At 64.4% G+C, this 11,836-nt stretch carries 10 protein-coding genes; 2 read left to right on the forward strand and 8 right to left on the reverse strand.

Going from position 1 to position 11,836, the window contains the following annotated elements:
• Window positions 1–74: 74 nt before the first annotated feature.
• The 6 genes from IGS60_RS14515 to IGS60_RS14540 all read right to left on the reverse strand — a co-directional run bounded on the left by IGS60_RS14515 (window position 75) and on the right by IGS60_RS14540 (window position 6,911).
• A complete protein-coding gene (locus IGS60_RS14515; protein ID WP_230505144.1) occupies window positions 75–1,055 on the reverse strand; it encodes an FHA domain-containing protein in 981 nt (326 codons plus the stop codon).
• Window positions 1,052–2,449, reverse strand: a complete 1,398-nt coding sequence (locus IGS60_RS14520; RefSeq protein WP_121670062.1) for a serine protease — start codon at window positions 2,447–2,449, stop codon at window positions 1,052–1,054. The genes IGS60_RS14515 and IGS60_RS14520 overlap by 4 nt, the downstream gene beginning before the upstream one ends.
• A 72-nt stretch (window positions 2,450–2,521) precedes the next feature.
• Complete coding sequence (gene ribA, locus IGS60_RS14525; RefSeq protein WP_070224093.1) at window positions 2,522–3,175, reverse strand: GTP cyclohydrolase II; 654 nt, start codon at window positions 3,173–3,175, stop codon at window positions 2,522–2,524.
• A 220-nt stretch (window positions 3,176–3,395) separates the two neighbouring features.
• Complete coding sequence (locus IGS60_RS14530; protein ID WP_230505146.1) at window positions 3,396–5,639, reverse strand: PhoX family phosphatase; 2,244 nt, start codon at window positions 5,637–5,639, stop codon at window positions 3,396–3,398.
• A 156-nt stretch (window positions 5,640–5,795) separates the two neighbouring features.
• Window positions 5,796–6,182 (reverse strand): DoxX family protein, encoded by a 387-nt coding sequence (locus tag IGS60_RS14535; RefSeq protein ID WP_070311373.1) that lies wholly within the window; start codon window positions 6,180–6,182, stop codon window positions 5,796–5,798.
• A gap of 27 nt (window positions 6,183–6,209) precedes the next feature.
• Entirely contained in the window at window positions 6,210–6,911 is a 702-nt protein-coding gene (locus IGS60_RS14540) for a pirin family protein (RefSeq protein WP_230505147.1), read from the reverse strand.
• Between the two features lie 165 nt (window positions 6,912–7,076).
• Between IGS60_RS14540 and IGS60_RS14545 the strand changes: the two genes are divergently transcribed.
• Complete coding sequence (locus IGS60_RS14545) at window positions 7,077–8,003, forward strand: LysR family transcriptional regulator (protein ID WP_070224088.1); 927 nt, start codon at window positions 7,077–7,079, stop codon at window positions 8,001–8,003.
• A 154-nt stretch (window positions 8,004–8,157) separates the two neighbouring features.
• Window positions 8,158–10,314 carry a bifunctional diguanylate cyclase/phosphodiesterase gene (locus IGS60_RS14550; RefSeq protein ID WP_070288739.1) on the forward strand — a complete coding sequence of 719 codons (2,157 nt, stop codon included), beginning with the start codon at window positions 8,158–8,160 and terminating at the stop codon, window positions 10,312–10,314.
• Between the two features lie 11 nt (window positions 10,315–10,325).
• Here the strand turns inward: IGS60_RS14550 and IGS60_RS14555 are convergent, their stop codons facing one another.
• Together IGS60_RS14555 and IGS60_RS14560 are read right to left on the reverse strand one after the other, a co-directional pair.
• Window positions 10,326–10,859 carry a DUF4256 domain-containing protein gene (locus tag IGS60_RS14555; RefSeq protein WP_070224084.1) on the reverse strand — a complete coding sequence of 178 codons (534 nt, stop codon included), beginning with the start codon at window positions 10,857–10,859 and terminating at the stop codon, window positions 10,326–10,328.
• Between the two features lie 64 nt (window positions 10,860–10,923).
• A complete protein-coding gene (locus IGS60_RS14560; protein ID WP_230505149.1) occupies window positions 10,924–11,832 on the reverse strand; it encodes a LysR family transcriptional regulator in 909 nt (302 codons plus the stop codon).
• Between the last annotated feature and the right edge of the window lie 4 nt (window positions 11,833–11,836).

Consider the following 11,836-nt stretch of genomic DNA (forward strand, 5'->3'; position numbering starts at 1 on the left):
TCGCGGCGCACTTAAAAAAAGCCCGCCGGTCTGTCAGGACACGGCGGGCTTTTTGCATGGCGGCGCTTGCATCGTCAATCGCCGCTGTCTTCGTCTTCGTCGGCGCCCTTGGCCGCCTTGCCCCGTTCGGCGTCGACGGCGCGCTGCAGGCTGGCCGCATCGCGGAAGAAGGCATCCGTCGTGTGATCCGGGCTCAGGCGCAAGGCCGGCGGGTAGATCGCCGACATGTACGCCTCGTCGGCCAGGCGGCCGCTGATCTGCAGGTTGCTCAGCAAAATCAGGCTCGAGCCAAGGATGGCCAGCACGACGGCGACGAGGCCGAAGCGGCGCGGATGCTGGGGCTTGATCGTGCACAAATGGTAGTAGATCATGGCGCAGACGATGACGATGAACATATGCCGTCCGTAGCGCGTCAGCGCTTCCAGCGAAAACGCATACGCCGCCACCTTGCTGCCCAGTTCCCACACTTCCATGGTCAGCAAGCCGCAACCGATGATGAACAGGTGGCGGCCGAAGCGCGCCACATGGCCGAACAGACGGTTCGCCACGGCCCAGATCGACGACCACACGAGGCCGCCGGCCAGCGCTGTGGCGATGATCATCAGGTAGGAAATCGGATCGAAGGCGTCTGCATCGCTGAGCCAGTTGCTGAAGGCGGCCGAAGCGCCGATCATGGCCAGGCCGGCGACGGCCGGGCGCAAGCCTTCCCAGTCATGCCTGGTCGTGTCGCCCAGTTCGGGCGCCACCGGATGGTCGCTGGCGCGCACGCGCAGGCGCGTGTGGCCCAGGCGCACGATGCTGTTGCCGTTCAGGGCCACTTGCGCTTGCCGCTGTCCCCGGTGGATCACGCCGTTATAGCTGCCCAGGTCGCGCAGCAGCAGGCCGCCTGCGCCATCGTCCTCGACAATGGCGTGCTCGGCCGCCGTATGCGGATCGTCGAGGATGAAGTCGTTGTCATAGCCGCGGCCGATGCGGATCGGCAGGGACTCCATCCGCTGGCGCCGCTGCACTTCGCCATTCTCGGCGAGGATTTCAAGGTAATAGGGCGGCTTCATGGCTTGCGGCTGCTTTCCCGCGACAGCGCTTCGAGGAAGGTGCGCGTGACGCGCATGCCGTTGGCGTAGGACACGCCGCGCGCGTCGATGCGGCTTTGCAGGCTCATCAGTGGCTCATCGGTGCTGGCGGCCAGCAGGGCAAAGTCGTACAGGCCCGTAAACTTGCGGTAGGCGCGCACGCACAGCACGGCGCGCAGGGGCAGGGTCTTGTTCTTGACGAACTGTTCGGTGCAATGGGGGCCTGTCAGGTGCGCGCTCTTGTAACTGCCGAAACTTTCATTCTTGAACGAGGCGCTGGCCAGCTCGGAAAAGCGCAGCGGGCCCAGTTCGCTGCTGCGCAGGAATTCGTGGCGCATCGACACCTGCCCCGTCTGCAGGGCGCCGGAAATGAAGATGGCCGACTCCATGGCGCAACTGGTGTTGTCGAGCAAATAAGGCTTGTCGGACTTGACGTTGGAGCGCCCCCAGCAGCGCATCTGGTCGGACTCGCGCACGGGCACGCGGTACGGGCCCATGGCTTTCAGGCTCAACGGCGTGTCGAGCAGGCGCGCCAGCATGACGTCCTGGTGCGCCAGCAGTTGCGCCGTCACCAGCGGCTTGAAGTCTTTCGGCGGCTTGCCTTGCTGCGCGACCTTGGCCAGCAATTGCTGGGCATAGCGGGCCGGCACGAGAAAACTGACGAGTTCGCCGTCGAGGCGTTTTGACACGTTCACGCCCGCGACGTCGCCATTCGCGGTGACGCTGGGGCCGCCGCTCATGCCGGAATTGATCGGTCCCGTAAACATCAGCTGGTCGTAGAAGCTGCGCGTGACGACGCCGTTGTACGAACCTTCCGAAATGGCGAAACCCAGGTCCAGCGGGTTGCCCATCGAATACAGGTACTGGCCCTGCGTCAGCGGTGCCAGCGCTTCCGGCATCTTGAAAAAGCCCGTGCCATGGCGGTTCACGCGCAGCACGGCCAGGTCGTGCAGCACGTCGACGGCCAGCAATTCCACATTGCCCCGCTGGCCGCTGGTGTCGACCCATTCGCCCACATAGGTGTCCGGGTCGAGGGCGAATTGCGACACGACGTGATAGTTGCTCACCACCAGGTCGCCCGTGCCGATCAAAAAGCCCGAACCGACGGACGACTGCGTGCGGCCGTTTTTCAGCAGCACGCGCACTTGCAAAATATCGGCGCGCGCGGCCGTGTACAGTTTTTGCGCGGCCGACGAGGGCGGCGGCAGGGCCGCATGTTCGGTGGCGGCAGGCGCGGCGGTGGCCGGCGGCGGCTTGGCGGGGGGAGTCGAAGCGGCGGTGGCCGCGGCTGGCGCCGGCGCCGGGGCCGGGGCCGCGTGGGCGCCTGCGCCAGCGCACAGGCTGGCCAGCAAGCAGGCGTAGTCAGAGAATTTCATGCATCCTTTGTGCGTGAGCAGGAGCGAAACGGGGGGCGCGCTGCCGCGCCGGCGCGGCTAGCCGCTTGGCAATTACAGGGCGCCGTCTTCCAGCGCCGGCGCCGTTTCCGGCGTCATCATGTGGCCCAGTTTGCTTTGCTTGGTATTCAGGTAGTGCTGGTTGAACGCATTGCGGTTGACCAGCAGCGGCACCCGTTCGGCCACCGTGATGCCCAGCGCTTCCATGGCCGCGATCTTGCGCGGATTGTTCGTCATCAAACGCAGGCTGTGGATGCCGAATTGCGCAAACATGGGCTTGCACAAGGTGTAGTTGCGCGCGTCGGCCTTGAAGCCCAGCTGTTCATTCGCCTGCACCGTGTCGGCGCCCGCCTCTTGCAGGCGGTAGGCGCGGATTTTATTGATCAGGCCAATGCCGCGCCCTTCCTGGCGCAGGTACAGCAAGATGCCGCGGCCTTCCTCGGCGATGCGTTTCAAGGCACCCTCGAGCTGGGCACCGCAGTCGCAGCGCTGGGAAAACAGCACGTCGCCCGTCAGGCACTCGGAATGCACGCGCGCCAGCACCGGTTCGCCGTTGCCGATATCGCCCAGCACCATGGCCAGGTGTTCCTTGCCCGTGGCGTGCTCGACAAAGGCGTGCAGGGTGAACTGGGCCCACGGCGTCGGCAGTGCGCAGGAAGTCGTGTAATCCAATTCGCCTGTCGCCAGGAGGTCTGCGCCGCTTTGCATGGTTGTGCTCATATAAGTAATTGTCAAAAATAAAAGGCGCGCGACACCACTCCGGTGCCGGCGCGCCTTGCCATCATACCAAAAAGCAGGGAAACGTTTTCCCTGGCTGCCATTCGGTCGTTGCAATGTCTGGTGATGAACCTTACTTAGGGGCACTTCCTCCTTTTACAAGGTCGATGGCGGGCTATGCCTGGCGGATGCCGCCGCCAGGCACGTCACATCAACTGCCGATGCGGCCGCCGTCGTTCTTGGTGATCACGATGGTGGCCGAGCGGGGACGCTTACCGGCGCCGTAACCGGCGTTGGCCGGCCATTGGCTCGTGTACTTGGACGGATCGCCGATGTTGGCCAGCGCGGTGTTTTCGCCCGGATGCTGGATATTGATGAACATGGTCTTGCCGTCGGGCGTTTCGCTGATGCCCGTGATTTCCGAGCCGACCGGCCCCACCAGGAAGCGCTTGAGCGTGTCGGCCGTGGGTTTCTTGCCGATGAAGGTGTCGACCGCCAGGTTGCCGCCGGCCGCCGTGGCGTAGTTCAGGGTGGACTTGGCGCCGTCGCCCACCTTGCCGGGGATGGCCGCGAGCATCATGCAGTTGGTCACGTCCGTGTACGCGCCATCGTCCGTCTGGATCCAGCAGATGCCCGTGTAGGGGCTGAAGGCCAGGCCGTCCGGGCTCGAGAAATCCTGGTCGGCCGTCAGGTTCGACAGGTTGATCTTGCTGGCGTCGGCGCCGCTCTCGGCGCCAAACAGGTAGACGTCCCACGTAAAGCTGGTGGCCGCCGCCGCGCCCGTGCCTTCCTTGAAGCGGATGATATGGCCGTTCGGATTGCCGTTCTGCGCGCTGCTGCCCTTCATGTCCGTGTAGGCGCGCGGGTTGGCGCTGTCGGGCGCCAGCTGCGACGAGCCGCTCGGATTGACGGTGCGGTTCGAGTTGTTGGTCAGCGTGTAATAGATTTCGCCATTGGCCGGGTTGACCGAGCACCATTCCGGACGGTCCATCTTCGTCGCGCCCACGGCGTCGGCCGCCAGGCGGGCATTGACCAGCACGTCGGCCAGGTCGGCGAACTTGTAGGCGCCGTACGTCTGGATCTGCGCGTTCGACAGGGACAACTCGATCCACTGGCCCGTGCCGTCGGCGGCCAGCTTGGCCACGTACAGCTTGCCCGAATCGAGGTATTTGTCGCCGGTGGCGATACGGTCCGCAGGCGTCGCATCCGCGGCGGCCCAGACGGCCGTCGTGACGAATTTGTAGATGTATTCGTTGCGCGAATCGTCGCCCATGTAGACGGCCAGCTGCTGGCCCACGGTTGGCACGCTGAAGGCGGCGCTTTCGTGCGCGTAGCGGCCCAGCGCCGTGCGCTTGCGGATCGCCTTGGTCTTGTCGTACGGGTCCATTTCGACGATGTAGCCCATGCCGTTCAATTCATTGCGGTAATCGTCGCTGCCGTCGGCTGATGCGCCGATCTTGCTCAGGTTCCAGCGCGCGTATTTGTCATCGCTGCCGCCCGTTTCCCAGCCGTGGCGCGAGGCGCCGCCCTGGCTGCGGCCATAGCGGTTCAGCGACACCACGGACTTGTCGCCGCGCGCCGCGTTGTCGGTGGCCGAGCGCGTGAAGTAGCCGGCCCAGTTTTCTTCGCCGGAGAGGTAGCTGCCCCAAGGCGACTTGCCCGTGCCGCAGTTGTTGATGGTGCCGCGCGTCTTGGTGCCGGTCGGCGAATACTTGGTCACCACGAGGGCGTTGCCGCGCACGGGGCCGGCAAGCTCGATGTCCGTCAGCGGCGTGACGCGGCGGTTGAAGGCGGAATCGTTGACGGTGGCCCAGGTGCTGCCCGTCTTTTTGACTTCCACCACGCTCAGGCCGTGGACGGCCACTTCCTTGTCGACTTCGGCGGCGGGGCGCGGCAGCGTGGTGGTGCCGCCATTCACGTGCAGGAAGTGCGAGGACAGTTTTTCGTCCGTGGTCGCTTCGTGGTTCATCGCCAGCAAGCCCCGTTCGGTGCCGGAGGCCAGCGGCGCGCCGGCGGCGGACAGGCCGTAGTATTCCATGCCGTCGTGGTGGTCGCCGGCGCGGTTGTCGAAATCGGTATCGCTGCCGTCATTCTTGTAGGCTGGCGTGGCCGCGCGCAGCGAGTCGCCCAGCGCATACAGCGCGGTGGCCGTGTAGCCGGCCGGCACCGACACGACGTCGGCCAGGCTTTTCGGCACGGCCGTGAAGGCCAGCAGTTTTTCGGGTGTCGGCGTTGGCGTCGGCGTGACGGCCGCCGCATCGCTGCCGCCGCCACAGGCGGACAGACCCATCGAACCCATGACGGCGGTAGCGGCCGTGACGGCGCTGCCGCGCAGCCAGTTGCGGCGGCTCAGGCGGGCGTTCAGGATGCTGTTGAAATGGTTGTCGTGGGACGCGTTGCTGTCGATGTCGTTCAGATCGGTGGCGCGGATGGCCAGATCGTTGGGCTTGTTCATGGGCTGCGATGTCCTGTGGTTGCGTGATTTAAAGGCAACCGCATGATAGTCAGCGTATGTGACAGCGCCATGTCAGCTTGATGACAAAACGATGACAGGCTGCCGGCCGGACGGGACGCGTCGGTGACGGGTCCGTCCGGTCAGGCAGCCTTGGCCTCACTTGGTCTGGCGAAAGCCGCGCTCCACCAGCAAGAGCATGCCGCCGAAGATGGACAGGTTCTTCAGGAAGTTCGTCAGCTGGTCCTGGAAGTGGGCCGCATCGGCGCTCCAGAAGGCGTGGAAGATCACGGTGGTCGGAATCAGGAACAGCGCCAGGGCCAGCGCCGCCCAGCGCGCCTGCCACCCTGTGATCAGCAGCAGGCCGCCGCCCACTTCCAGCACAATCACGCCCACAAGCAAGATATTGGCGATCGGCAAACCCTGGCTGGCCATGTAGCCGGCCACCCCCGCAAAGCCGCCGATTTTCAGCAAGCCCGAGACAAAGAACAGCACGCCAAGGGCGGCACGGCCGAGGGGCAGCAATACGTTGGTTCTGTTTTCCATGATTTTCTCTTTCTTTGTATTTATCAATTATTTCGGTAAATCGAAGACCAGAAACTCTGCGTCCTCTGCTTGCGTGAGGATCACGGCCGCTTCCTGCGTCAGTTTCAGCGCATCGCCCGCTTTCAAGGGCGTGCCGTTGACGACCAGGCTGCCGCGGATCAGGTGCACGTAGGCGAGGCGGCCTTCTTCCAGCGCATGTTCGGCTTGCTCGCCTTCCTGCAGGATGCTGGCGTAGATGGCCGCATCCTGGTGGATCAGCACGGAACCCTGGCGGCCGTCGGGCGAGGCGATCAAGCGCAGCTTGCCCCGTTTGCTTTCCGGCGTGAAGTGTTTCTCTTCATAGCTGGGGGGAATGCCCGTCACGTTCGGCTGGATCCAGATCTGCAGGAAGTGCAAGCCATCCGTGTTTGAATGGTTGAACTCGCTGTGGCGCACGCCGCTGCCGGCGCTCATGCGCTGGACATCGCCGTAGTGCAGCACGGAACCGGTACCCATGCTGTCCTTGTGCTCGAGCGCGCCGTCGAGCACATACGAAATGATTTCCATGTCGCGGTGGCCGTGCGTGCCGAAACCCTGGCCTGGCGTGACCCGGTCTTCATTGATCACCAGCAGGGGACCAAAGCCCATGTGCAGCGGATCGTGGTAGCTGCCGAAGGAAAAGCTGTGGTGGGAATTGAGCCAGCCGTGGTTGGCGGCGCCGCGTTCTTCGCTATGACGAATCTGTAACATGGTGAACTCCGTTTCTAAAGGTTAATGTGCGATAATTTCGAAGGGCCGTTGCCTGCGCTATGCCTTGGCTTCTCTCTGCCCTTCGCTGTACGATGAACAAAGTATAGGCGCCTCAGAAGAGAAAGAAAAACGGAAAATCTTGCGACCTATGATCGAAAAAATCGAATGTTAAGACTGAGCCTGGAAGCGCTGCAAATCGTCGACGCCATCGACCGCCGTGGATCGTTCTCGTCGGCCGGCAAGGAGTTGCATAAAGTCCCGTCCACCATTTCCTATACGGTGGCCAAGCTGGAGGACGACCTGGGCGTGCAGGTGTTCCAGCGCAATGGCCCGAAAGTCATGCTGACGGCGGCCGGCCAGGAATTGCTGAAAGAGGGCAGGTATTTGCTGAAGGCGGCGCAGGACCTCGAGCACCGCGTGCGCAGGGTGGCGTCCGGCTGGGAAACGGAATTGTCCATCGGCATCGATTCCATGTTTTCCGCCGTGGCCTTGGCCGACGACGTGCGCGCCTTTTACGACGTGGCGCAGCAGACGCGCTTGCGCCTGTCGCAAGACACCCTGTCGGGTACCTGGGAGGCGTTACTGGACCGGCGCGCCGATTTGCTGGTGGGCGCGCCAGGCGACGGGCCGGCGGGCGGCGGCTATATCGCGCAGCCGATCGGCATGCTCGACTTCGTTTTTACCGTGGCGCCCACGCATCCGCTGGCGCAGGTGGCCGAACCCTTGTCGCGCGGCCATTTGCAGCAGCACCGGGCCGTGGTGGTGGCCGATTCGGCGCGCCAGATGGCGCCGCGCACGGTGGGGCTGCTGCTGGGGCAAGATGCCTTGAGCGTGCCGAACATGCAGGTCAAGTTCGATTACCAGGTGCTGGGGCTGGGCTTTGGCTTCCTGCCGGGGCCGTGCGCGCGCGCCGCCATCGCGCGTGGCTTGCTGGTGGAAAAGGCCGTGGAAGAGCCGAAACCGTCGGAAACGTTTTACCTGGCCTGGAGAGTGGGCGAGGATGGCGCCGCGCTGCGCTGGTGGATGGCGCGCATGCGCGAACCCGATGTGTTTGCTCGCCTGGCGCAACATCTGCCCGGCCATTCGGCGTAGGCCTTAAAATGTTGACATACGCCAACACTTTTAAGTTACCATATTCACAGTATTTCCCGCCCGACCTCCACGCCCCACAGTGGGATTTTGATGATTACACACACCGCAGCGCCCCTGATACCTTCCCCTGACCTGGTCCAAGAGTGGGGTTGCCATGCTTGAGGCGAAGGTCGCGCTGTGCCTGCGCCTGGCCCAGGATGCCCGTGAACAGGCGGGGCCGCAGCAGGCCGCCACCCTGGCGCGGCTGGAGGAAGAGCTGGAGCGGCTGCGCGGCGCCAGCCGGCCCGTGGTGCGCGTGGCGCCCCCTGACGCCTTGCTGGAAATCGATCCCGACGGCTTTTTGATCGGCTGGAACCATGGCGCCGAACAGATGTTCGGCTATTCCGAACTGGAAGCACTGGGCCAGCACATCCTGTTTTTGTATCCGGAAGACGACGCGGAAGCGAGCGTGCTGGAACTGCATTTCACGCAGGGCGACGTGGCCACCGATGTGCGCCGGCGCAAGAAGTCGGGCATGGTGACATGGCTGCGCATGCACCGCCATGTGATCCACGACCAGGCGGGCAAGGGCTGCGGCATGGCCGTGCGCCTGTCGGCCATGAGCGAGCCGCTGTCCGACGTGGACAAGGTCCGGTTGCACGCCCGCATCATCGAAGACAGCGAGCAAGCCGTGCTGATCACGGATGCGGAAGAGCGCATCGTCTCGATCAACAGCTCGTTTTCCCGCATCACCGGCTATTCGCCGGCCGAAGCCATCGGCCGCACGCCGGACTTGCTGCGCTCGGGCGTGCACGACCCGGATTTCCGCGCCAAGGTGCGCGCCGCCATGCGCGGCCACGGTTCCTGGCGCGGCGAAATCATCGGCAAGCGCAAGAATGGCGAACTGTTCCCGCAAGACGTCACCATCAGCGTCGTGCGCGACGAATTTGGCGAAATCAGCCATGTATTTTCCCTGTTTTCCGATATCTCGGTGCACAAGGATGCCGAGGCGCGCATGCAGCGCATGGCCAACTACGACAGCCTGACGGGATTGCCCAACCGCTGCCTGCTGAACCAATTGGTCGACCAGGGCCTGGCCGAAGCGAAACGGCAAGGCACGCATGGCGCGCTGATGGTCATCGACATCAGCCGCATCGGTTCCATCAGCGACACCCTGGGCCATGAAGTGGGCGACCAGCTGGTGATCGCCATCGGCCAGCTGTTCCGCGGCGCCCTGCGCGACGCCGACATCCTGGCGCGGGTCGACAACAGCAAATTCGTCGTGGCCCTGCTGCACATCGAAAAGCGCGAACACGCGGCCAACGTGGCGCAAAAGCTGCTCAACCTGCTCGAGGCGCCGATCAATATCGACGCGCACGCGCTGCACGTGGGCGCCAGCATCGGCATCACCGTGTATCCGGAAGACGGCCTGGAAGCGCCGGCCCTGTTCCGCTTTGCCGACGTGGCCGTGGCCAAGGCGGGGCAGACCATCGAATCGACCTTCCTGTTCTACCGCGAAGACATGAACCGCAGGGCCAAGGAGCATCTGCGCCTGGAAAGCGAAATGCGGCTGGCGCTCGGCGACAAGGAGCTGGAATTGCATTACCAGCCGAAAGTGAGCCTGGCCAGCGGACGCATCGTGGGCGCGGAAGCCTTGCTGCGCTGGAAGCATCCGATGCGCGGCATGGTTTCGCCCGGCGTCTTCATCCCCGTCGCCGAGGAAACCAGTCTGATTCTGGAGCTGGGCACCTGGGTGCTGGACGAGGCGTGCCGCCAGATCCGCAGCTGGGAAGACCGTGGCCTGCACATGCCGGCCATCGCCGTCAACCTGTCGGCGCGCCAGTTCGATGAACAGTTGCCGGCGCGCATAGCGGCCGTACTCGAGCGCTACCAGGTGCGGCCCGACCAGATCATGCTGGAAATCACGGAAAGCCTGCTGATGCGCGGCGCCGACAAGGTCATCGGCATCATGAACCAGCTGGTGGCCATGGGACTGGCGCTGGCGCTCGATGATTTCGGCACCGGCTATTCCAGCCTCGCCTACCTGAAGAAATTCCCCATCAGCACATTGAAAATCGACCGCTCCTTCGTCATCGGCTTGCCCTTCGAGGAAAACGATTGCGCCATCGCCCGCGCCATCGTCACCATGGCGCAGCAGCTGCGCCAGGAAATCGTCGCCGAAGGGGTGGAAACGGCCGAACAGATGCGCTTCCTGCGCGAACTCGGCTGCGACCAGCTGCAAGGCTATCTGTTCAGCCCGGCCGTGCCGGCGGCCGAATTCGAGCTGATGCTCGATGAAGGCCGGCAGTTGCGCCTGGAAGAGGCGGTCTGAACCGGCGTCGCTCAGACGCGCAGCAGTCCGCGAAAGCCCCGGCTCGCATAATACGATTCGGCGCCGTTGTGATAGACGAAGACCTGGTCATAGCGGCGGTCGCCAAACAGGGCGCCGCCCAATGCCCGGATGCTGTCCGGCGTGGCGATCCAGCTCGAGGTCTTGCGGTCGAACGGTTCCAGCTCTTGCAACTGCCGGTACTGCGCCTGCGTCAGCAAGGCGATGCCCATCGCCTGCGCCATGGCGAGCGCGCTGCCGGCCGGCTTGTTGGCCTTGCGCGCAGCCAGGGCCGCCGCGTCGAAACACAGGCTGCGCCGGCCGATCGGGCTTTCTGTTGAGCAATCGCAAAACGTGACGGCATCCGTCTCGCCGGCGTGCCCGATGACGTCCGGTTCGCCGCCCGTGTCTTCCATTTTCTGCAATGCCACCAGGCTGGCGGGAGCGGCGTTCAAGCGCGCCAGCACCTTGTCCCAGGTCCATCCCGGATGGCGGTGCATGTGCCGGCTGAAGCGGGTTTGCAAGGTGCGGATCAAGTCGTCATGCATGGCGCGGCTCCCTGGGGTTTCAACGATATGGCCGATTATAAGACGCGATGCCGGCGGGCGGCGCTCATCCCAGCTGCACTTTTTCCAGCAGATAATCGAGCATCACGCGCACCCTGGCCGGCACTTGCAGGCCCGGTCCCACGAAGACGGCGTGCACGAGTTCCTTGTCGCCGGGATTGTAGTCCTGCAGCACTGGCATGAGTCGGCCTTGCTCGATGTCGCGCTGCACGTGCTGGCGCGAAAAGCGTCCCAGCCCCATGCCGGCCAGCGCCAGCTGGCGCATGCTTTCGCCATCGCTGACGCAGGTATTGCCCTGCGGCGCCACCTGCAAGGTGCCGCCGCTCCCGTCGAGGAAGGGCCACGTTTCGTTCTGGCAGCGGAAGTTGAAGGCCAATAAATTGTGTTCAGATAATTCCTGCGGCGTGCGCGGCAGGCCGTGCCGCGCCACGTAGGCTGGCGAGGCGACGACGACCATCGTGTCTTCGCCCAGTTTGCGCGCCACCAGGTTCGATGCCTTCAGCGTGCCCGTGCGGATGGCGATGTCGGTGCGGTCTTCCAGCAGGTCGACGATGGCGTCGCTGACGACGACGTCGAGCACGATGTCGGGATAGCGCTGCGCGAACTCGGGCAGGATGGGCAGCAGGTGGCGCACGCCGAACGGCACGAAACAGTTGATGCGCAGGCGTCCGCGCGGCGCGGCGCCCTGCGATGCTTCGCGCTCGGCGCCATCGATATCGTCGAGGATGCGCTTGCACTGCACGAAGAAGGCGTCGCCCTCGGGCGTCGTATGCAGCTGGCGTGTGCTGCGCTGGAGCAAACGTGCGCCGAGCCGCGCTTCCAGGCGATTGACGAGCTTGCTGACGGCCGACGGCGTCAGGGCCAGGCGGCGCGCGGCGGCGGAAAAGGCGCCCGTTTCCACCACGGCCACGAACACGGCCATCTCGAACGCGCGGTTGATGTCTTGCCTGGCCATTATT

The organism is Janthinobacterium sp. FW305-128, from assembly GCF_020858135.1.
Lineage (GTDB): Bacteria > Pseudomonadota > Gammaproteobacteria > Burkholderiales > Burkholderiaceae_D > Janthinobacterium.